Raw genomic sequence first — 23671 nt, 5'->3', positions numbered from 1 at the left:
AGATGGTTGAAGAAATGATGCGATACTCTGATGCTGATTTAGCAGAGTTCAAAGAAATTATCCTTGCAAAAATTGAAAAAGCACAAACAGATTTAGAATTAATCAAAAGTGCTTACATGAATGATTTGAATAATGGTACAGACGACACGTCACCAACATTCAAAGCATTTGAAGAAGGAAGCGAAACCATGAGTAAAGAAGCGAATTCACAATTAGCAATTCGCCAAGAAAAGTTTATTCGTGACCTTAAAAATGCACTTTTCCGTGTTGAAAACAAAACCTATGGTGTTTGTAAAGTAACAGGAAAATTAATCGGAAAAGAAAGATTAAAAATCGTTCCTCATGCAACAATGAGTATTGAGGCTAAGAATTTACAACGATAATATGCATGGCATTTAATATTTAACGCTCCTTTTGGGGCGTTTTTTTTAGAAATAATACTATTTTTGCACCACAAAAACCAAAAAATGAAACTTAGGCACGCAGCACTTATCATTATCCTAATATTAATTGTAGATCAATTCTCAAAAGTATATGTAAAAACCAATTTCTATTATGGTGAATCATATCCTGTTTTAAGTTGGTTTAATATTACTTTTATTGAAAATGAAGGTATGGCTTGGGGTACAAAAATACCAGGTGAATATGGCAAATTATTCTTAACTTTATTTAGAATTTTAGCTGTTGGTGGTATTGCATATTGGTTGTGGGATTCAATTGAAAAAGAAAAATCTAAATTTTTAATCACCTCAATCGCTTTAATATTTGCAGGCGCTTTGGGTAATATAATTGATTCTGTTTTATATGGAGTTATGTTTGAAGAAAGTACTAGATATCATCTTGCGACGTATTTTTCAGAAGAACATTATGGAGATTGGTTTCATGGAAGAGTAGTAGATATGTTTGAATTTCCTATTTGGGAAGGAAAATTACCTAATTGGATTCCTGTATGGGGTGGAAATGATTTTAGATTTTTTAATGCAATTTTCAACGTTGCAGATTTTGCAATTTCTGTTGGAGTTGGAATTTTAATATTCTTTAATAAAAGAGCATTTGCACCTGTAAAACTTCCGCCTAACGTTAAGTTTTCTAATAAATTAGATGAAGATGCAATCTAAAAAAAATATAGTTTATTTGGAGTAACACAAAAATCTAATTGAATATCATTGTCTGAAATGTATTCAATTTTATCTTCCGCTTCAAAGAAAGACAATCCTATTTTAATAGTATCTGGCTTGCATTGAGATAAAAATTTATCGTAAAATCCTTTGCCATAACCAACTCGATTTCCTTTTAAATCAAAAGCTAAAAGTGGAACAAAAACCACATCAATTTTAGTTACAGGAACTTCTAAACCATCAACTGGTTCTGGAATGTTGTATTCGTTTTTCTTCAATTTGGTGTTGTCCGTAAGAAGATAATGTGTCATTCCTAAAGTAGCAAAATCACTTTTAGAAACTACAATTTCTTTATCTTTTCCAGCTAAAATTTGAAGAATGAATTCCGTATCAATTTCTTTTTGTTCTTCAATTGACAAGAATAAATGGTAATAGGTTTTATCCCAAATATCCAACTGTAATAATCGATTAGCAATAGCCAAACTTTTATCTTCAATTGCTTCTGGAGTCAAACCTTGTCTTAATTCTTTATATTTTTGTCTTAATTCTTTTTTTAACATGAGGTAAAAGTAAAAAAATACAATTTGCTTTGTGAAGAATTTAAAGTTAAATTTGTTTGAAGAAAAATTTCAGAAATCTATTTTCTTTATTCTTTTCTCTATTTTCTTAAAAAATGAACAATCCATCTTTAGAACTTCAAATACAAACACTACCCGATAATCCCGGAGTATATCAGTATTATGATAAAGAAGATAAAATTCTATATGTAGGAAAAGCTAAAAATCTCAAAAAACGTGTTTCTTCCTATTTCAACAAAGTTCACGATAACGGAAAAACGAATGTGTTGGTTCGCAAAATTGTTACTATAAAACATATTGTAGTTTCGTCTGAACAAGATGCACTTTTGTTGGAAAACAATTTAATAAAAAAACTCCAACCGAGATACAATGTCTTATTGCGTGATGATAAAACCTATCCATGGATTTGTATCAAAAAAGAACCATTTCCAAGAATTTTTCCAACTAGAAGAATGATAAAAGACGGTTCGGAATATTTTGGCCCTTATACCAATTTCAAAACGGTAAATACGATTTTGGATTTGGTAAAAGAGTTGTATCCATTGCGAACTTGTAACTATGACTTAACCGAAAACAATATCGATAAAGGAAAATATAAAGTTTGTTTAGAATTTCATATTGGTAATTGCAAAGGCGGATGTGAAGGATACGAAACAGCGGAACATTATCAAATTCAAGTCAACGCCATTCGTGAAATATTGAAAGGAAACTTCAAAGAAAGTCTGAAAGATTTCAAATCCAAAATGCAGGAATTTGCAGCTAATATGCAATTTGAAGAAGCGCAACAAATCAAAGAAAAAATAGAAGTTCTCGAAAATTATCAATCGCGTTCAACGGTTCTAAATCCGAAGATTTCCAATATCGATGTGTTTTCCATTATTTCTGATGAAACTATGGCTTATGTCAACTTTTTGCAAATTGCTCATGGCGCAATCATTCGTTCGCATACTTTAGAATTAAAGAAAAAATTAGACGAAACCGACGAAGAACTTTTAGAATTAGCTGTTGTCGAACTTCGTGAGCGTTTTCATTTGACTTCAAAAGAAATTGTTTTGCCTTTTCCATTGAATTTAGGCGAAAATGTAAAGATTACCGTTCCACAACTCGGCGACAAAAAGCATATTTTAGAATTATCCGAAAGAAATGCCAAATATTACCGTTTAGATCAATTAAAACAAATTCAAATTGTAGATCCAGAACGTCATACGAACCGAATAATGGCGCAAATGCAAAAAGATTTACGTCTTTCTGTTGAGCCACGACATATCGAATGTTTTGATAATTCCAATATTCAAGGAACCAATCCTGTAGCTGCTTGCGTAGTTTTTAAAGATGGAAAACCATCCAAAAAAGATTATCGTCATTTCAATATAAAAACCGTAGAAGGACCAAACGATTTCGCATCAATGGAAGAAGTCGTTTACCGAAGATACAAACGATTATTAGACGAAAATCAACCTTTGCCACAACTAATCATCATTGATGGAGGAAAAGGACAACTTTCGTCAGCCTTAAAAAGTATTGATGATTTAGGTTTACGAGGAAAAATTGCCATCATCGGAATTGCAAAACGATTGGAAGAACTCTTTTATCCAGGCGATTCAGTTCCTCTATACTTAGACAAAAAATCGGAAACGCTCAAAGTTATTCAGTTTTTACGTAACGAAGCACACCGATTCGGAATCACATTTCACCGCGACAAACGAAGCAAATCGGCATTAAATTCATCCATAGAAACCATTCCTGGAATAGGTGAAAAAACTATGCTCACATTAATAAAACATTTCAAAAGTGTTAAAAGATTGAAATTAGCTTCAGAAAAAGAAATTTCTGACGTTGTTGGTGTATCTAAATCCAAAAAAATTATCGAATTTTACAAAAAAGAATAATCATATGTGTCTAAGATTAAAATTTGGAAGACAAAAAGTGAAATTTAAAATTTTTATTTATTTTTTACTGACGATTCTTTTACCTCTACACTCATTTTCGCAAGACACCATTCAAAGAAAAAAAATCGGATTAGTTTTAACCGGCGGTGGAGCAAAAGGATTTGCCCATATCGGAGTTTTAAAAGTGCTAGAAAAAGCTGGTGTCAAAATAGATTATATTGGTGGAACTAGCATGGGCGCTGTAGTTGGAGGATTATATGCTACAGGATATAGTGCCATGCAAATAGATTCAATATTTCACGATACAAATTTTGATCAACTTTTAAAAGATTACATACCAAGGTCTTCAAAAAGTTTTTATGAAAAGCGTAATGATGAGCTTTACGCAATTTCATTACCATTCAATAAATTCAGTGTGGGAGTTCCAATAGCGCTTTCAAAAGGAATGTATAATTATAATTTACTCACAAAACTTACTCATTCAGTAAGACATATAAGAGAATTTAACAAACTTCCAATTCCTTTTTTATGTATTGCAACCGATATTGAAACTGGAGAACAATTAATTTTAAATAAAGGATATTTAGCTCAAGCACTTTTAGCCAGTTCGGCTTTTCCAACATTGTTTTCTCCAATTGAAATTGATGGAAAAATGTTAATTGATGGAGGTGTAACTAATAATTACCCAATAGATGAGGTGAAAAAAATGGGAGCTGATATCATCATTGGTGTTGACGTTCAAGACGGATTAAAAGGAAGAAATTCACTGAAAGAAGCTACAAAGATTTTGGTTCAAATTTCAAATCTTCAGATGATTGAAGGTATGAAAGAGAAGATAAAAAAAACAGATATCTACATAAAGCCTGATATTAAAGACTATACAGTTATTACCTTTGATAAAGGCCAAGAAATTATTCAAAAAGGAGAAGATGCAGCGTTAAAGGTATTTGATGAATTAAAAAAGTTGAGTTCAGAAACAAGAAATTATAAAACTCAGAAACTAAATGTTACTAGAGATAGTTTAGATGTTAAAAGAATAACAATCAATACTCTTAAAGATTACACCCATGCTTATGTAATCGGTAAGCTTGGTTTTAAAAGAGGAAATGTAATTAGTTATGATCAGTTAAAAACAGGAATTAATACTCTTGATGCAACAGGAAATTTTAGTGCTATTAACTATCAAATCAATGAATTAACAAATGGGGATGACATTAATTTAAATTTAATTGAGAACAAGAATAAAACGTTTTTAAAATTCGGATTACATTATGATGACTTATATAAAAGTGCAGTTTTAGTTAATCTAACACAGAAAAAACTCTTTTTAAGAAACGACGTTTTAGCAATAGATTTAGGACTTGGAGATAATTTCAGATACAACCTTAATTATTATATCGATAACGGGTTTTATTTTAGTTTTGGTTTTAAATCTCAATTTAATCAATTCAATAAAAATGTTTCAACAGACTTTAATGATGGTAATCTTTTTTCTCAATACGGAATTAATTCCTTAAATGTAGATTTTTCTGACATTACAAATCAAGCCTATGTCCAAACAATATTTGCACAAAAATTTTTAATAGGAGCTGGATTAGAATTAAAACATTTAAAAATTAGATCAAAAACATTAGAAAGTAATAACACAATTTTTGAAAACAGCAATTATGCAAGTGCATTCGGATATTTAAAATATGATTCTTTTGACAATAAATTTTTCCCTAAAAAAGGATGGTTTTTTGAAGGAGATTTGCAAACCTATATGTATTCTAGTAATTACACAAATCAATTCAATAAATTCTCAATTTTAAAAGGAGAAGCCGGAATTACCAGAACTTTTTATAAAATATTTAATTTAAGACTCCAATCTGAGGCTGGTTTCTCTTTTGGAGAAGATAGTGTTCATTTCTTAGATTTTGTTTTAGGTGGTTATGGATTTAATACAATAAATAATTTCAAACATTTTTATGGTTACGATTTTTTAAGTATCGCAGCAGATAGCTATATAAAATCATTAGCTACAATTGATGTGGAGTTCTTAAAGAAAAATCACATTAATTTTTCAGCAAACTATGCCAATGTTGAAAATAAATTATTCAGTTCAGGTAATTGGCTTTCAACACCAAGATACTCTGGATATGCAGTTGGATACGGACTTGAAACCGTTTTAGGACCAATTGAAATTAAATATTCTTGGTCACCAGAATTACCCAAAGGATTTACTTGGATTAATGTAGGATTTTGGTTTTAAACCTATAAATTTTCTATATTCGTAAAATTATTAAACAAAAAAAGTATATTTGAACACAATAAACTAAAAAACTACATTATGTCTATTTGGAGAGTTAAACCCGTATCTGCCTTTGAGGCCGATATGAAAAAGAGTGAATTAAAGAAAGTTTTAGGGAAATGGAGTCTTACGGCAATAGGTGTAGGAGCTATCATTGGTGGTGGAATCTTTGTTTTAACAGGAACAGGAGCTTATTATCATGCAGGTCCAGCTTTAGCATTATCTTTTATTATTGCAGGAGTTGCCTGTGTTTTTGCTGCACTTTGTTATTCTGAATTTGCCTCTATTTTACCAGTTGAAGGTTCAGCCTATGCTTATGCTTATGGAACAATTGGTGAAATTTTCGCATGGATTATAGGATGGGGTTTAATACTAGAATACGCAATGGGATCTATGACTGTAGCTGTATCTTGGTCAGGTTATTTCAATAAATTATTAAAAATGTTTGGAATAAAGCTTCCCGAGTGGTTAACCACTGACCCAAGTAGTTATACAGGAGAAGGTTTTTCAATGAATTTACCAGCTTTTTTAATAGTACTTTTTGTTATTTCAATTTTAATTAAAGGAACACAAAGCGCTGCCAAAGCGAATAACTTGATTGTTATCATGAAGGTATCTGCAATCATATTCGTTATAATTGCAGGAGCTTTTTTTATCAATCCAGAAAATTGGTCTCCATTTATTCCAGATGCTACTCAAATTATAGATAAGAATACCACCCATGAAGCATATGGATTTGGAGGTATTGTATCAGGTGCTGCAGCAATTTTCTTTGCTTACGTAGGTTTTGATGCTGTTTCGACACAAGCAGGTGAAGCAAAGAATCCAAAGAAAGATGTCCCTTTTGCAATTATAGCTTCTTTATTAATTTGTACATTGTTATATATTTTAGTTTCACTTGTACTAACTGGAATGATGAATTATAAAGATTTTAATCCACTTGGAAAATATCCAGATGCAATAAAAGCTCCTGTAGCTTATGCTTTTGATATAGCTGGACAAGCTTGGGCTGGTTACATTATAACAATTGCAGCAACAGTTGGTTTGATATCGGTGTTAATGGTAATGATTATGGGACAATCAAGAATTTTTCTTGGAATGTCAAAAGATGGTCTAATTCCTCAAGTATTTTCTAAAGTTAATCCTATTTCAGGAACACCTAAAACAAATCTTATGATTTTAGGCGCGGTTATAGCGACAGTTGCTGCTTTTACGCCAATAAACAAGTTGGCTGATATGACGAGTTTCGGAACCTTGTTTGCCTTTACAATGGTATGTGTAGCTGTTTGGATGTTAAGAATTAAGCAACCTAATATAGAAAGAACTTTTAAGGTTCCTGCATTGCCTGTGATAGCAATATGTGGTATTTGTATTAATACTTATTTAATGATTAATCTTAGTAAGGATGCGCAATTATTATCTTTAGGATGGTTATTAATAGGTGTAATTGTTTATTTCCTATATGGTAAAAGAAATGCAAAACTTGGAAAACAAGAAAATGTAGAATAAAAAAAAAGCCACTTTTTAGTGGCTTTTTTTTATTTTTTCCGATATTTGTTAAATGAAAAAATGGGACAACTTATTAATCCATTTAAAATTCCTCATCAAGAGAAATCCTGAGTGAGAGAAATTCTTTTTGAGTGTTAACGAAAGTTATAAACTTTCCTACTTTAAACTTTAAAACAAAAAGAAAATGCCATTTTATCACAAACTTGGAAATATCCCACCAAAACGTCATACACAATTCCGAAAACCAAACGGCGATTTGTATTACGAACAGCTTTTTGGAACCGTTGGTTTTGACGGAATGTCAACCAATTCTTATCACGTGCAACGACCTACACAAGTAAAAGAAATTCGTTCTCAATATAGTGTTGCGCCAACTATTGCTAAGTCAAACAATATCCAATCTTATAAATTAAGAGGTTTTGAAGTTGCGCCACAAGATGACTTTTTAGAAAGCCGCAAAATTGTATTAACCAATTCCGATTGTCATATTGTTTTAGCAGCTCCAAGGAAATCAACAACCGATTATTTTTATAAAAATACCGATTCTGATGAAATGATTTTCATCCATCAAGGATCAGGAAAACTAAGAACCATTTATGGTAATTTAGATTTTAAATATGGTGATTACCTTATTATTCCAAGAGGGATAATCTACAAAATCGATTTTGATACTGAAGATAATAGATTGTTTATTGTGGAATCACACTCTCCAATTTATACACCAAAACAATATAGAAATTGGTTTGGACAATTATTAGAACATTCACCATATTGCGAAAGAGATATTCGTCGTCCTTATGAATTAGAAACCAATAATGAAGTTGGAGATTTCATAATCAAAGTTAAAAAGAAAGACGAAATTTTCGAAATGGTATATGCAACTCACCCATTTGATGTAGTTGGTTACGATGGTTTTAATTATCCTTATGCACTTTCTATTCATGATTTTGAACCAATAACTGGACGAATTCATCTTCCGCCACCAGTTCATCAAACATTTGAAACATCTGCTTTTGTAATATGTTCTTTCGTTCCAAGGCTATACGATTATCATCCTTTATCAATTCCAGCGCCATATAATCATAGTAATATTGATGCAGATGAGGTTTTGTATTATGTAGATGGCGATTTTATGAGTAGAAATGATGTAAAACCAGGAAACATTTCGCTACATCCAGCAGGAATTCCGCACGGACCACACCCAGGAGCAGCAGAAAGAAGTATCGGAAAAAAAGAAACACTAGAGTTAGCCGTTATGGTCGACACTTTCAAACCTTTAATGGTTACTGAAGAGGCTATGAAAATTGCTGATGAAACCTACTTTCTATCTTGGTTAGATAAATAATTATAAATTTTAGAAAGTATCTTTTGAATAAAGTTGAATCTTAAATTCACATTACTTTCATCTTAATACAAAACAAAAATGAGTAAAGAAGTAAAATCCGTAGAATACGGACTAGAAAAAATATTCAGTGGAGCACAAGATTTTCTTCCACTTTTAGGAACAGATTATGTTGAATTTTACGTTGGAAACGCAAAACAATCAGCACATTATTACAAAACAGCCTTCGGATTTCAATCGCACGCTTACCGAGGATTGGAAACAGGTTCTAAGGATTCTGTTAGTTACGTTTTGAAACAAGACAAAATTCGTTTGGTTCTAACAACTCCATTAAACAGTAGCTCACCAATTAATGATCATTTGCGCAAGCATGGTGATGGAGTAAAAGTAATTGCACTTTGGGTTGAAGACGCAAAATCAGCTTGGGAAGAAACAACAAAACGTGGTGCTGTTTCTTTCATGGAACCAACTGTTGAAAAAGACGAACATGGAGAAGTGGTTCGTTCAGGAATTTACACTTATGGAGAAACGGTTCACATATTTGTAGAAAGAAAAAACTATAATGGTGCATTTTTACCAGGTTTCGTAGAATGGAAATCTGAATATAATCCAGAACCACTTGGACTAAAATATATTGACCATATGGTTGGAAATGTGGGATGGAATCAAATGAACCAATGGGTAAAATGGTATGAAGATGTTATGGGATTTGAAAATTTCTTATCTTTTGATGATACTCAAATCCACACCGAATATTCAGCTTTAATGAGCAAAGTAATGAGTAATGGTAATGGAAGAATTAAATTTCCAATAAACGAGCCGGCAAAAGGAAACAAAAAATCACAAATTGAAGAATATTTGGACTTTTATGAAGATTCTGGTGTTCAGCATCTAGCAGTGGCAACGGATGATATTATAAAAACGGTTGCTGGATTAAAAGCTCGAGGAGTAGAATTTCTACCTCCACCTCCACAAGCATATTATGACGATATTCCAAATCGATTGGGTGTTCATAGAGACATGATGAAAGAAGATATCAAAGAATTGCAAAGACTTTCGATTTTAGTTGATGCGGATGAAGATGGTTATCTTTTACAAATATTTACCAAACCAGTTGAAGACAGACCAACCTTATTTTTCGAAATCATTCAAAGAATGGGTGCAACCGGATTTGGAGCAGGTAACTTCAAAGCTCTTTTTGAGTCAATAGAAAGAGAACAAGCTTTGAGAGGAACCCTATAAAAGTTTAAACAATATTTGTTCAAACAGAAAAACTATTGTTTTTAAATGGATTTTTATGAAATTTTTTAAAATTCTTTTTTTATTCATTTTTTTATTCAATAGCTATGCACAAGATAAAGCTATGTTGTTGGATACCATAAATTCAACTATTTTTAAGGATGAGTTGCTAAATTTTTACACAGAAAAATATAATTTTTTTAACTCAACTTTAGAGGATAATTTAAAAGATCAATCTAAAAAAAATTCTAAAATTATTTATTTAGAGCATCAGAAGGAGTTTTTACAAAAAATCAAAAAAGGGAACTTTATCTCAGATAAAAGGATAAATAATTACATCCAAAAATTATTATTTGAGATTTTAGATAAAAATAATATTAATAAAAAAGAATACAGAATATTAATCTCTAATGATTCTGAAATTAATGCTTACAATACTGGTGATGGAACTATAGTAGTTAATTATGGGTTGTTTACTATTTTAGATAGTGAGGACGAATTAGTTTTTGTTCTATGTCATGAAATAAGTCATCAAGAACTCCAGCATGTAAAAAAAGAAGTCGAGAAATTCGTCAACTTAAATAATTCAGAGGAAATTGTTAATAAAACTAAAGAAATAAAGAGTTTAAAATATAATCGTTCAAAAGCAGCTGCAACATTTTTACATAAATTAAATTATACAAATTATTCTCAAAGGAGAAAAAAAGAAATTGAAGCAGACTCTCTGGGATGTTATTATTATTCATATACAAATAGAGATTTTAAAAGTCCAATAAGCATATTAAGGAAACTAAATGATTCAAATAAAGAGATAGATTCTTTATCTATTCAGGATTATAAGACTTTATTTGAAACGGAATCTTATAAGATTAAAAATAAATATTTTGAAGTTGAAAAATCATTATTTAATAGATATGATTACAAACCAGTTTATCAAATAGATTCATTAAAAACACATCCTGATTGTTTAGCAAGAATAAAAAATATTCAAAAAATTCTTAAAGATCAAACCCTAAAAGAAATTAAATCAGATGAATTTAATAATTTAAAAAAACACACTTATTATCAAAACTTATATAATTTGTATTTAAAAGGTGATTTTGGAATTTGTTTGTATGAATCTCTAAAAAGATATAAAATGGACAAAAGTTTATTTTATAAGGATTTAATTTTTTTAAATTTGATTGCGATACAAAACGCAAAAAAAGAATTAACATTATCAAAACACATTCCACAAGTTGACTATGTTTATAATTCTTCAAGTTTAAATAGATTCATTAGTATGATAAGTAATTTTAAAAATACGGATTTAGAAATAATAATTCAAAAATTTAAATGAGAGTAATAAAAACAATATTGTGTTTTTTAATTTGTATTCAATCAATAAAAGCTCAGGTGGTTGAGTTAAACAAGTTGTCTTCAGGCTTATTTTATGATTCTGAAATAATAAAAGACAATAAAAACAATATAAAAGGGTATTTCCTTCTTTTCGAATCTGATAAGATTCAAAAAGAAACATATGTATTAGAATATGTTGTTTTGGATGAAAATTTAACTAAAGTCACAAATGGTTATATTGAAGAGATGAGGTTTAATTCATTGTTAATGAGTTCTAAGAAAATTACAGTTGATGTTACGTTGTTTAATAACAAATTACTAATTGAATTAAATGATGATTTTGAAGGAGAACAATTCTTCAGAAGATATAGAACACTTGACTTGAAGAATAATAAAATGAGTGACATATTCATTTTTAGAAATGGAAAAACGGAAGTAAAGCCTGATTTTGATAGAAAACTTAAGAACTTTAACGTAAACCAAACTGATAAAATAATTGCTGTAGACGAAGTTGGATTATTAGCTGTAAAAGAGGAGAAAGACCAAACAGGTAAAGAAAAATATTTAGTTTGTTTAGATGATGGTTTAAATGAAAAATGGAAAACAATTTATGAAATTTCAAAAAACGATTATGGCTTTAAAAAACTTGATTTTTTAAAGTCTTCCAAGGATTATATTGTGTTTTCAAACCATTACACTAAAGGCGGGTATTACAAACCTTATAATTCAATAATAGCCTTTGATGTTGTTTCTGGCAAATTAAATTTTGAGTTTTTATTCTCAAATCAAGATAAATACTCTCACAAAGTTGTTGATTCCTATATTCAAAATGAAGAGTTAGTATTGTTAGGGAATTACTCTAAGAAATCAGATTTTGGATTTATTAATGATGAAGAAAATTTTGGGCTCTTTAAAATCAAATTAAATTTAAAAACAGGAAAGAAATTAGAAGAAAAGTTTTTACCATGGACAGACTTATCCTCTAAAATAGAAATAAATAAATATGGTGAGATTAAAAAAGAAGGGTTTATTTTTGTTCATGAACTTATCCAATTAAGTGATGAAAAAATAATTGCAGTTTGTGAGGCTTTTAAAGGAAGTCCAGTAACGACAAATAATATTTACTTTATAGAGATTTCAACTAAATTCACTTTCAATAAAGTTTTAACAGCTGAAAAATTCAGGAATAAGTTTCCCGGAACCGCAGCTCATTCAAGAATGATTAAGGAGTTTGGTGCATTTGATTACATGGATTTTCAAGATTTAGATGATAATGAATTTTTATTTTATTTTAGTGATAATGAAAAAAAATCAAAAAATAGAAATCAAAACACAAAATTTGGTATTGTGTCATACAGCAATGAAGAGTTTGTTAAAAAACAGATAAATTTAAAAACAGATATTAGCACAATATTAGCTTTTCCAGCTAAAAAAGGATTCATGATGTTAATTGAGTTTTTTGATTCTAAAAACAAATCTTCTCAAATTAGATTAGAAAAAGTTAATTTATAAATTCATATATTAATCCAATGAATACCACAACAGGATTTGGAGCAGGTAACTTCAAAGCTCTTTTTGAGTCAATAGAAAGAGAACAAGCTTTAAGAGGAACTCTATAAAAGTTAAAAATTATTAAACAATCATCAAATTACAACGTTATAGTAGTGTTGTTTTTGTCAAATAAATGTTAAAGTTTGTTTTTCATTGAGAATAATTCAAAAACAGTCTTATCTTTGTACTCACAAAACGAAAAGGAGTGGTTTCCTTACTAGTTTTATATAAGTTTTTCATAATTTATAGTTTTTTGGTTGGTTAATAGCATAAAAACTCCGTCAATATTTGACGGAGTTTTTTTGTTTTAATACATTTGGAACAGAAATTGTATTACAGTTATAAAATCAATTAAAAAGTATTTTAAAATGAAAAAGATAATTATACTTGCACTTCTTTTTTTAACTGTGAGTTTTGATTCTCAAAGGCCATCAGCATTTGATGTAGGAGAATGGTTTAAATTTAGAATTCATTATGGATTAGTGACTGCAGGTTACGCTACACTTGAAGTAAAAGAAGCTACAAAAAATAACAAGAAAGTTTTTCATGCAATTGGTCGTGGATATACAACAGGTATGTCAAAATGGTTTTTTAAAGTAGACGATAACTATGAGTCTTATTTTGATAAAGTTACAGGAAAACCCTACCATTATGTAAGAAAAATTGATGAGGGAGGTTATACAAAAAACCAAGAAGGCTTTTTTAATCAAGATAAAAATACTATCTTAGTAAAAGATTATAAAAACGATACTAACAAAACATTTACTACTCCAGAAAATGTTCAAGATATAGTATCTACCTTTTATTATCTTAGAAATCATCCAAATGTTGATAAGTTAAAAGTGGGTGAATCTATAGCAATCGACATGTTTTTTGACGATGAAACAACAAAATTTAAGTTAAAATTCATAGGCAGAGAGGATTTAGATACTAAATTTGGAGTGGTTCCTTGTATGATATTTAGACCATTGGTTCAATCAGGAAGAGTTTTTAAAGAACAAGAAAGTTTAACTGTTTGGATATCAGATGATGACAATAAACTTCCTTTAAGAATTAAAGCCAGTCTAGCTGTTGGTTCTCTTAAAGCGGATTTAGAATCTTTTAAAGGATTAGCAAATCCATTTACAATAAAAGTAAAAAAATGAACACAGAAACAACTCATTTAATTGAGGAATTAGAAAAAAAATTTGATGCAATAAATCAAAAAACAGATACCCATCTAGAAGGTTTACTTTGGTCAAAACCAATTACTTATTGGGATTATATTCAAACAGATGCTTTATTAAATCTACAAACTCAAAGAACCATTTTGCCAGACGAAATGGTTTTTATTATGTATCATCAAGTCAATGAGTTATTGTTCAAAATGATTCTTTGGGAAATAAGACAAGTTTGTCATTGCGAAAAACTTGAAACAAAATTTTTTGCCGAAAGACTTACTAGAATAAGCAGATATTTCGATATGTTAACGACTTCATTTGACATTATGGGAGATGGAATGGAAATTGAACAATACATGAAATTCAGAAACACTTTAACACCGGCAAGTGGTTTTCAATCAGCTCAATATAGATTAATTGAATTTTCCTCAACCGATTTAATTAATTTAATAGATTATCGTTTTAGAGCAACAATTGATAGAAACACACCATATTCTCATGCATTTGAACACTTATATTGGCAAGCTGCTGGAAAAGATTATCATACAGGTGAAAAGTCATATTTAATTCTAGAATTTGAACGAAAATATAAAGACGAGTTTCTGCGTTATATGGAAGAATATAACACGATAAATATTTGGCAAAAATTCAAAGAGTTACCAGAAAATGATCAAAGAAACCCAGATTTGGTTGCAGCTATGCGTCATTATGACAAAACTGTAAACATTACTTGGGTAATGGGACATTTGAATGCGGCCAAAAAATATATTGAAAGTGGGCATGGTTCAGGAGAAGCAACTGGAGGTAGTGATTGGAAAAAATACATGCATCCAAAATACCAAAGAAGAATTTTCTTCCCAGAACTTTGGAGTGAAAGTGAATTGAAAAATTGGGGAGAAGATTGTTAAAATAAAAGACTCATATTGAGAAAAATAGCGTTATTTTTAATTATTTTATTTTCATTATATTCTTGTAAAAATACACAAGAAGAATTTGTTATTGAAGATAGTGAACCCTATAAACCAATAGTTGATTACGGATTTCATTTTGATCAATTTAATGTTCATTTCGACACCATTGATAGACAAGATACTTTTGAGAAAATTTTAAAAAAGCAAAATCTTAACGGAAAAAAAGCTTCCGAAATTTTAAAAATTGTCAAAGATTCATTTCCAACTACAGTAGGATACAAAAGACCTTATGTATGTTTACGCTCAAAAGATAAATATAACAAACTTCAATATTTAATTTATCAACCCAATAGAATAGATTATTATTTAGTTGATTTGACAGATTCTGTTGTTGGGTTTAAAAAATCTAGACCTTTAACTTTTAAAGTAAGAACTGTCGCAGGAGAATTGACAGGACCACTCACAAAAACTTTAAGAGATTTAAAAATTGACCCAACATTATCTGGAAAACTTACCAAAGTTTTTGCGTGGTCTATTGACTTTTTCAAATCTAAAAAAGGAGATAAATTTGCTCTAAGTTTTACAGAAAGATATATAAATGACACTATTTATGATGGTGTAGATAGTTTAAGAGCAGCATTTTTTGAATATAAAGGAGAGAAAATTTATGCCTTTCCATTTATTCAAGAAAGAGGCGGAAAAGTTGATTATTATAATGATCAAGGAAAAGCCTTAAAGAACTTTTTCCTAAAAGCACCATTAAAATTCGTTCACATTACTTCAAAGTTTTCTAAAAACAGATTCCATCCTGTTCAGTTAAAATGGAAACCTCATAAAGGAACCGATTATGCTGCACCAACAGGAACGCCAATTATGACAACAGCTGCTGGAGTTGTAGAACAAGCAGGATATACTGCTGGTAATGGTAATTTTGTAAAAGTAAAACACGACAAAATTTATGCAACTCAATATTTACACATGTCAAGAATTCTTGTAAGAAGAGGACAACGAGTAAAACAAGGAGAAGTAATAGGTAAAGTTGGTAGCACAGGCTTGGCATCTGGACCTCACGTATGTTATCGTTTCTGGAAAAATGGTGTTCAAGTGGATGCATTGAAACTAAAACTTCCAAATTCACAACCAATGGAAAGTAGAAATCTTCCAAGATTCAAAGAACAAATAAGACCACTCAAGAGAGCTTTGGATAGTGTTGCAGAAATAAAGTTTAATAAATAAATTTTTTAACAAACTCTTTTTATCAACTACAACGTTTGCATAGCTCTTTATGTGAACAAATTTATTTTCATATAACTTTATCTATAATGTTTTATTTAATTTTGTATCTCAAAATTAATTATTATGTCTTTACTAAACATTAATCCTACTCATACAAACTCTTGGAAACAACTTGAAAAACATTTTTCTAAAATGGAAAATAATTCCATAAAAGAGATGTTTCAAAATGATGAGAAAAGAGCTGAAAAATTTCACATTCAATGGAATGATTTTCTTGTTGATTATTCAAAAAACAACATCAATCAAGAAACAATAGATTTGTTATTGAACTTAGCTGATGATGTTAATCTAAAGGATGCTATTTCAAAATATTTTGCAGGTGATTTAATTAATCAAACAGAAAATAGAGCTGTTTTGCACACAGCATTGAGAGCTCCAGAAAATGAGGTGATTCTTGTTGATGGAAAAAATGTTATCCCAGAAGTTTTTGAAGTAAAAAATAAAATCAAAAACTTTACTAATCAAATTGTTACTGGAGAGAGAAAAGGGTATACAGGAAAACCATTTACAGATATTGTAAATATAGGAATAGGTGGCTCAGATTTAGGACCAGCAATGGTTGTAGAAGCTTTACAATATTATAAAAATCATTTAAATGTGCATTTTGTTTCTAATGTAGATGGTGATCACGTAAATGAGATAATTAAAAAATTAAATCCAGAAACAACACTTTTTGTAATTGTTTCTAAAACTTTTACAACACAAGAAACATTAACCAATTCAGAAACGATTAGATCTTGGTTTTTAAAATCGGCTAAGCAAGAAGATGTTGCTAAACACTTCGTAGCAGTTTCAACAAATATCCAAAAAGTAACAGAATTTGGAATTGATTCTAACAACATTTTTCCAATGTGGGATTGGGTTGGCGGACGTTTTTCACTATGGAGCGCAGTAGGATTATCCATTTCTCTTGCAGTTGGATTTGATAATTTTGATAGTTTATTAAAAGGAGCTAATAAAATGGATAACCATTTCAGAAACGAATCTTTTGATAAAAATATCCCAGTAGTTTTGGCTCTACTTAGTATTTGGTACAATAACTTTTTTGGCGCTGAAAGCGAAGCATTAATTCCATATACACAATATTTACAAAAACTAGCTCCATACCTGCAACAAGGGATTATGGAAAGTAATGGTAAAAGTATTGGGAGAGATGGTAAACCAGTAAATTATCAAACCGGCACTATTATTTGGGGTGAACCAGGAACCAACTCACAACACGCCTTTTTTCAATTAATTCACCAAGGAACAAAATTAATTCCAACTGATTTTATTGGTTATGTTAAATCTTTATATGGTGATAATGATCATCATGACAAGTTGATGTCTAATTTCTTTGCTCAAACCGAAGCTTTGTTAAATGGAAAAACACCAGAACAAGTAAAAGCTGAATTTGATAAACAAGGAGTTTCAGATGAAAAAGCTGAATTTCTTTTGCCATTCAAAGTTTTTTTGGGTAATAAACCTACCAATACTATTTTAATTCAAAAATTAACACCAGAATCATTAGGTTCATTAATAGCATTATACGAACACAAAATATTTGTTCAAGGAGTTATTTGGAATATTTTTAGTTATGATCAATGGGGAGTTGAACTTGGAAAGCAGTTGGCTAATTCAATTTTAGAGGAAATAAATTCTAAAAAAGTTAACAATCACGATAATTCAACTTCTTTTTTACTCAAATATTTCCTTGATGATAAGTAAAATAAAACAACAAGAATCTCAATTTAAACCTTAATATGTAAAAATATTGAGGTTTTTTTATTTATAATCATAAAAAATTATTTTTTTCATAATTTTTTTGACCAAAAATAAAATTGGCTAAGAAAAACGCAATAAAAAACACTTTGTTAACATTAGCTTAACATATGTAAAGTAATAAAGTTACAATTTTGCACCAATAATTTAAAAACCAAAACAACATGAAAAAAGTTACAACTAATTTATTTTCAGTAATGTTTCTTTTGATGGCAACAGTAATGTTTTCTCAAGGAAAAATTAAAGGAACAATATTAGACAGTGAATTAAATTCAGGATTACCTGGTGTAAATGTGGTAGTTAAAGGTTCTTCAACAGGAGCTTCAACAGACATTGATGGTAAATTTACATTAAATACTACTGCTTCATCTGGGCAAGTAGTTATTTCTTACATCGGTTACAAAACACAAACAGTTAATTTCACAGTTAAAAATGGAGAAACTGTTGATTTAGGATCAATAAAATTAGCTTCTGATGCAAGTCAATTGGAAGAAGTAGTTCTTATTGGAAAAGGGATTATAGATTTAGCTAAAGATAGAAATACACCTATTGCAGTTTCTACAATAAAAGCATCTGAAATTCAGGCAAAAGTTGGTACAATGGACATTACCCAAATGATGGTAAACACTCCTTCAGTATATGTTGCTGGTCAAGCAGGTGGTTTTGGTGATTCAAGAATTAGTGTTCGTGGTTTTCAACAAGATAATACAGCATTTTTATTAAATGGTCAGCCAATTAATGGAATGGAAGACGGAAAAATGTATTGGTCAAATTGGTCTGGAATGGCTGATATTGCTAATGCAATTCAAATACAAAGAGGTTTAGGTTCTTCTAAATTAGCAATATCTTCAGTAGGTGGAACAGTAAATTTTATTACTAAAGCTACTGATTTGAAAGAAGGTGGATTTTCTTCAGTTGGAATTGCAAATGATGATTATTTAAAAACTACACTTGCTTATAATACCGGAATCAGCAAAAAAGGTTGGGGTGCAAGTTTTATGTTGTCTCATTGGCAAGGTGATGGATATAATGACGGAACGAGAGGTGAAGGACAAAACTATTTCATCTCCGTTGGTTACAAAGCAAACGACAAGCATAACTTTAACTTTTTGATTACTGGTGCGCCTCAAGCTCATGACCAAAACTTCTCTAAAAGAATTTCAGATTATTTAGGATTCGGAAGAAAATATAATAACAACTATGGTTATTTAAATGGTCAATATGTTTCAGAAAGAACTAATTTTTACCACAAACCAGTAGCTAACTTCAACTGGGATTATAAAATTTCTGATAAAATGGATCTATCAACAGTTGTTTACGCATCTTGGGGTAGAGGTGGTGGAACTGGAAACTATGGTAGAGGTAAAAAAAGTATAACGCAACTTAATCCATATACTGGAGCAAATCAATCTACTTATATAGATTTTAATACTATATACAATAACAATAGTATTGATGCTGATGGATTAGGAGACCCAAACTCTTCATCAAATTACGTTATAAGAGCTTCTATGAATAATCATAATTGGTATGGAGTAGTTTCTAATTTAAAAACAAAAATAAACGAAAATTTATCTTTAAATTTAGGTTTAGATTTAAGAACTTACAACGGAACTCACTACAGACAAGTTGCAGATTATTTAGGATTAAAAGGATGGAGAGAATCAAGACCATTAAGAGGAGATAACGATCAACCAACAACTAATGTAGTTTTCAATACAGTAACTGAATACTATCCAGCTGAACCATGGACTGCTTCAGTAAATAATATCGGAGAATCTCAAAGAATTGATTACGATTACAGTGAAACTATTTCTTACGGTGGTATTTTCGGACAATTAGAATATACTAAAAATAATTTATCTGCTTTCTTCCAAGGATCTATTTCTAATCAATCTCACCAAAGATTTGATAGATATGATTATTTACCAGAATTTAAAGATTCAGACAAAGTAAACAACATGGGTTACAATGTTAAAGCGGGTGGAAGTTATAAAATTGGTTCAAATCACTCTGTTTATGTTAATGCAGGATACTATAACCGTCAACCATACCATGATAACATTTATTTGAACTTTACAAATGAAGTAAATCCATTAACTTCAAATGAAAAAATTCTTGGTCTTGAAGCAGGTTATAACTACAAATCAAAAAGATTAAATGTTAGCGTAAATGCATATAGAACTTCATGGGAAGATAGAGTTGTTTCTTCATCAAGAACAATTACAGCTCCTGCAGGTCAAACAATTGGAACAACATTTTTACCTTTTGGTGAATTAGTTTATACTTCAAACCAAGGTGTTAAACAATTACACACAGGAGTTGAATTAGACTTTACATACAAACCAGTTGATAAACTTGATTTAAGAGGTTTTGCTTCTATTGGAAATTGGGAGTATAATGGTAAATCAACAACTAGACAAACTGATGACAACCAAAATTTATTATTAGAAACTTTAGTTGATGTTGACGGTGGAAAAGTTGGTGATGCAGCTCAAACTACATGGGGATTAGGAGCTAAATATGAAATTTTCACAAGATTTTCTATCGATGCAGATTGGAGAAATTATGACGATTTATATTCTAATGTTGGTGCGGTTAAAGAAAATTTATTGTTACCTTCTTATGACTTAGTTGACGCAGGAATTTCTTATAAAATGTTAGTAGGTAGCAATAAAAAGGATTCTGTTGTTTTCAGAGTGAACGTTAATAATATTTTTGATGAAATATACTTATCTGAATTAAGTAGCAATGTTAAGGCAACTGATAGAATTAGCCCTACAAGTACAACAGACTTTTCTACTTACGAATCTAAAGGAAGATTATATAAAGGTGTTGCTGATGCAAATCAAGGATACTTTGGTTTTGGTAGAACTTGGAATGTTTCTTTACGTTACAACTTCTAGTTAAACAAGTTTAAAATTAATATTAAAAAACGGCATTCTTAATCAAGAGTGCCGTTTTTTTATTCTTTTTTTTCTATATTTGTTAAAACAAAAAATAAATTTTCATGTATAATTTCATTCAAAAATTTCATTCTGGTTGGGCATATTTAGCACTTTTATTATTAGTACTTGCAGTTGTTAATTCAGTTATTGGAATGACTTCTAAAAAAGAGTTTACTGCTAAAGACCGAAAAATTGCACTCTTTGCATTGATAGCAACTCATATACAATTGGTAGTTGGCTTAATTTTGTATTTTATTTCTGAAGTTGGAATGAAAGCATTTTCTACTGAAGGAGCAATGAAAATTCCAGAATTAAGATTAACGATGTTAGAACATCCATTAACCAATATTATTGCAATTACTTTAATTACTATTGGATGGTCAAAACACAAAAAAGGAGCTACAAATGAATCTAAATTCAAATCCATAACTTTATTTTATGGTTTAGGTTTGGTTTTAATTCTAATAAGAATTCCTTGGAAATTATGGTTATAAAATAAAAAGTAAGTCCTGAAAAGGACTTTTTTTAGCAATGTCAAATTACTACTACTTACAAATTGGTAATTTGGTATTATTTTTGGTTTAAAGTTTTACTATTATGAAAAAAAGCACACCAATACTTTTATTTTTTTTATGTTTCCTAATGTTCTTTTCAAGTTTATCTTTTAAAGCTCAAAACGGAAATTTAAGAGATATTAAAAAGCAGAAAACAGATTCGATAAAAAAAGATAATATTGTATCTGAAACTATTGAGGTTGATACTACAATTGTATATAAAGGTAAATTTAAACCTTATAAAAAGAAAGCTCATGCGTCTTACTATGCTGATAAATTTAATGGCAGAAAAACGGCAAGTGGGAAAAAATACGATAGTACAAAACTAACAGCAGCTCACAAAAAACTTCCTTTCGGAACCTTATTAAAAGTAACTAATGAGTTGAATGGGAAATCTGTAATAGTTGAAGTAACCGACAGAGGACCATTTGTAAGAGGAAGAGAAATTGATTTATCTAAAAGAGCTTTTATGAGTATTGTAAACAACAAAAGATCAGGATCGGTTATTGTAACAATTGAAATACTTCAAAAATAATCTACCAATTTTTAAAAGGATTTTGGCTTAAATAAGAGTTATAATATCTTTCGTCATTGGTCACTTCAGTTCCTAGCCATTTGGGTTTTAAAATTGTTTCGTTTTCGTTTTCTAATTCAATTTCAGCTAAAATTAATCCGTCGTTTTCTCCATGAAATACATCAATTTCTATGATGTGTTTTCCTGATTTTACCTCATATCGGGTTTTTTCAATTACACCTTTTTCGCACAATTTTAAAAGTGATTTTGCTTCTTCAGCAGCTATTTCTTTTTCCCATTCAAAACGAGAAACACCACTTTCACTTCCAATTCCCTTAATGGTAATAAAGCCCTTATTTCCTTTTATTCTGATTCTTACAGTACGTTCTGGGTTTGAACTTAAATACCCTTGAGCGATTTCGTTTTTTGAAGAATATTCGTTTAAAAAATCTAAAGAAGTAACTAAATATTTACGTTCTATTTCAATCATGTGAAGTAAAATTTTCTATAAAAATACAAAACTATAAGGTTTCGATTTCTAAAATCTGAAATAAAAACATCTAAATTTGTAGTATGTCAGAGGAAATTAAATATCGAAAAATAATTCACGTCGATATGGACGCTTTTTATGCTTCTGTTGAACAAATGGATAATCCTGAATTAAAAGGTAAACCACTAGCTGTTGGCGGAAGTGAAGTTAGAGGTGTCGTTTCTGCAGCAAGTTATGAAGCACGAAAATTTGGTGTAAGAAGTGCCATGAGCGGCATTCAAGCCAAGAGAAATTGTCCTGAATTGATTTTTGTCCGACCAAGATTTGACCGATATAAAGAGATTTCCAATAAAATAAGAAAGATTTTTCACGATTACACTGATTTGGTAGAACCACTTTCTTTAGACGAAGCCTATTTGGATGTTACTCAAAATAAAAAAGGAAATCCAAGTGCCACTTTAATTGCTCAAGAAATTAGAAAACGAATTTTTCAAGAAGTTGGATTAACAGCTTCGGCAGGAATTTCTGTAAATAAATTTGTTGCCAAAATTGCAAGTGATTACAACAAACCCAACGGACAAAAAACGGTAAATCCTGATGAAGTTGAAGATTTTTTAGAAAAATTAGACATCAAAAAGTTCTACGGAATCGGAAAAGTAACTACCGAAAAAATGTACCATCACGGAATTTTCACCGGTAAAGATTTGAAATCCAAAACCAAAGAATATTTAGAACAACATTTCGGAAAAAGTGGTGGGTTTTATTATAATATCGTTCGAGGAATTCATAATAGCGAAGTCAAACCGAATAGAGTTTCAAAGTCAGTTGCTGCTGAACACACATTTAATGAAAATCTGACTTCAGAAATCTTCATGCAAGAACGTTTAGAACGCATCGCGGCCGAATTAGAGAAACGATTAAAGAAATATAACATTTCTGGTAAAACAGTCACATTGAAGATTAAATACAGCGATTTTACCACGCAAACAAGAAGTAAAACGTTACCTTATTTTATTTCAGATAAAGGTTTGCTATTTGAAACGGCTAAAGAATTGCTTTATCAAGAACGAATGAAAGATTCGGTTCGATTACTCGGAATCTCACTGAATAATTTGAACACAGAAATAAAGAAAACAGTTGTAGTTCAGTTGCGATTTGAGTTTTAAAATCGTTCAACAAAAGT

General features: G+C 30.0%; 19 protein-coding genes. 17 read left to right on the top strand and 2 right to left on the bottom strand.

All coding sequences use genetic code 11. The features are described from left to right. Positions 1–2: 2 nt before the first annotated feature. Both ACIQ06_RS07015 and ACIQ06_RS07010 read left to right on the top strand, forming a co-directional pair. Positions 3–383 (top strand): TraR/DksA C4-type zinc finger protein, encoded by a 381-nt coding sequence (locus ACIQ06_RS07015; protein WP_298303451.1) that lies wholly within the window; start codon positions 3–5, stop codon positions 381–383. A gap of 84 nt (positions 384–467) precedes the next feature. Beyond that, the gene (locus tag ACIQ06_RS07010; RefSeq protein ID WP_396144861.1) at positions 468–1118 is read left to right on the top strand and encodes a lipoprotein signal peptidase; all 651 of its coding nucleotides are present in this window, start codon (positions 468–470) and stop codon (positions 1116–1118) included. Here ACIQ06_RS07010 and ACIQ06_RS07005 read toward each other — a convergent pair. Further along, a complete protein-coding gene (locus tag ACIQ06_RS07005; protein ID WP_396144859.1) occupies positions 1115–1678 on the bottom strand; it encodes a 5-formyltetrahydrofolate cyclo-ligase in 564 nt (187 codons plus the stop codon). The two genes, ACIQ06_RS07010 and ACIQ06_RS07005, sit on opposite strands and share 4 nt — an antisense overlap. A 113-nt stretch (positions 1679–1791) precedes the next feature. On the opposite strand from ACIQ06_RS07005, the gene uvrC reads away from it, so the two are divergent. The 14 genes from uvrC to ACIQ06_RS06935 all read left to right on the top strand — a co-directional run bounded on the left by uvrC (position 1792) and on the right by ACIQ06_RS06935 (position 22019). Further along, positions 1792–3585 (top strand): excinuclease ABC subunit UvrC, encoded by a 1794-nt coding sequence (uvrC, locus tag ACIQ06_RS07000; protein ID WP_396144857.1) that lies wholly within the window; start codon positions 1792–1794, stop codon positions 3583–3585. 37 nt (positions 3586–3622) lie between these two features. Further along, positions 3623–5836, top strand: coding sequence for a patatin-like phospholipase family protein (locus tag ACIQ06_RS06995; RefSeq protein WP_396144855.1), 2214 nt, complete (start codon positions 3623–3625; stop codon positions 5834–5836). A gap of 78 nt (positions 5837–5914) precedes the next feature. Beyond that, a complete protein-coding gene (locus ACIQ06_RS06990; protein ID WP_396144853.1) occupies positions 5915–7384 on the top strand; it encodes an APC family permease in 1470 nt (489 codons plus the stop codon). A 184-nt stretch (positions 7385–7568) separates the two neighbouring features. Further along, positions 7569–8729 (top strand): homogentisate 1,2-dioxygenase, encoded by a 1161-nt coding sequence (locus ACIQ06_RS06985; protein WP_396144851.1) that lies wholly within the window; start codon positions 7569–7571, stop codon positions 8727–8729. A 78-nt stretch (positions 8730–8807) separates the two neighbouring features. Further along, positions 8808–9968, top strand: a complete 1161-nt coding sequence (gene hppD / locus ACIQ06_RS06980) for a 4-hydroxyphenylpyruvate dioxygenase (RefSeq protein WP_396144849.1) — start codon at positions 8808–8810, stop codon at positions 9966–9968. A 55-nt stretch (positions 9969–10023) separates the two neighbouring features. After that, positions 10024–11304 carry a M48 family metallopeptidase gene (locus tag ACIQ06_RS06975; RefSeq protein ID WP_396144847.1) on the top strand — a complete coding sequence of 427 codons (1281 nt, stop codon included), beginning with the start codon at positions 10024–10026 and terminating at the stop codon, positions 11302–11304. Further along, positions 11301–12815: a DUF6770 family protein gene (locus tag ACIQ06_RS06970; protein WP_396144843.1), complete on the top strand. Its 1515-nt coding sequence runs from the start codon at positions 11301–11303 to the stop codon at positions 12813–12815. Before ACIQ06_RS06975 ends, ACIQ06_RS06970 begins: the two co-directional genes overlap by 4 nt. A 407-nt stretch (positions 12816–13222) precedes the next feature. Further along, positions 13223–13999, top strand: a complete 777-nt coding sequence (locus ACIQ06_RS06965; RefSeq protein ID WP_396144841.1) for a DUF3108 domain-containing protein — start codon at positions 13223–13225, stop codon at positions 13997–13999. Further along, positions 13996–14922 (top strand): tryptophan 2,3-dioxygenase family protein, encoded by a 927-nt coding sequence (locus ACIQ06_RS06960; RefSeq protein WP_396144839.1) that lies wholly within the window; start codon positions 13996–13998, stop codon positions 14920–14922. The genes ACIQ06_RS06965 and ACIQ06_RS06960 overlap by 4 nt, the downstream gene beginning before the upstream one ends. A 15-nt stretch (positions 14923–14937) precedes the next feature. Next, positions 14938–16161, top strand: a complete 1224-nt coding sequence (locus ACIQ06_RS06955) for a M23 family metallopeptidase (RefSeq protein ID WP_396144837.1) — start codon at positions 14938–14940, stop codon at positions 16159–16161. A gap of 123 nt (positions 16162–16284) precedes the next feature. After that, positions 16285–17928: a glucose-6-phosphate isomerase gene (gene pgi, locus ACIQ06_RS06950; RefSeq protein WP_396144835.1), complete on the top strand. Its 1644-nt coding sequence runs from the start codon at positions 16285–16287 to the stop codon at positions 17926–17928. 218 nt (positions 17929–18146) lie between these two features. Further along, the gene (locus tag ACIQ06_RS06945; protein ID WP_396144832.1) at positions 18147–20888 is read left to right on the top strand and encodes a TonB-dependent receptor; all 2742 of its coding nucleotides are present in this window, start codon (positions 18147–18149) and stop codon (positions 20886–20888) included. Between the two features lie 104 nt (positions 20889–20992). Further along, positions 20993–21424 carry a hypothetical protein gene (locus ACIQ06_RS06940; RefSeq protein WP_345095396.1) on the top strand — a complete coding sequence of 144 codons (432 nt, stop codon included), beginning with the start codon at positions 20993–20995 and terminating at the stop codon, positions 21422–21424. Positions 21425–21527: 103 nt separating this feature from the next. Beyond that, positions 21528–22019, top strand: a complete 492-nt coding sequence (locus ACIQ06_RS06935; RefSeq protein WP_396144830.1) for a septal ring lytic transglycosylase RlpA family protein — start codon at positions 21528–21530, stop codon at positions 22017–22019. 1 nt (position 22020) lies between these two features. Here the strand turns inward: ACIQ06_RS06935 and ACIQ06_RS06930 are convergent, their stop codons facing one another. Then, positions 22021–22488 carry a CYTH domain-containing protein gene (locus tag ACIQ06_RS06930; RefSeq protein ID WP_396144828.1) on the bottom strand — a complete coding sequence of 156 codons (468 nt, stop codon included), beginning with the start codon at positions 22486–22488 and terminating at the stop codon, positions 22021–22023. Positions 22489–22571: 83 nt separating this feature from the next. On the opposite strand from ACIQ06_RS06930, the gene dinB reads away from it, so the two are divergent. Further along, positions 22572–23654: a DNA polymerase IV gene (gene dinB, locus ACIQ06_RS06925; protein WP_396144826.1), complete on the top strand. Its 1083-nt coding sequence runs from the start codon at positions 22572–22574 to the stop codon at positions 23652–23654. Positions 23655–23671: the final 17 nt, after the last annotated feature.

Source organism: Flavobacterium sp., assembly GCF_044341265.1.
Classification (GTDB): Bacteria; Bacteroidota; Bacteroidia; order Flavobacteriales; family Flavobacteriaceae; genus Flavobacterium.
Note: the sequence above shows the minus strand (reverse complement) of the source record. Positions and strands in the feature narration are given on the sequence as shown.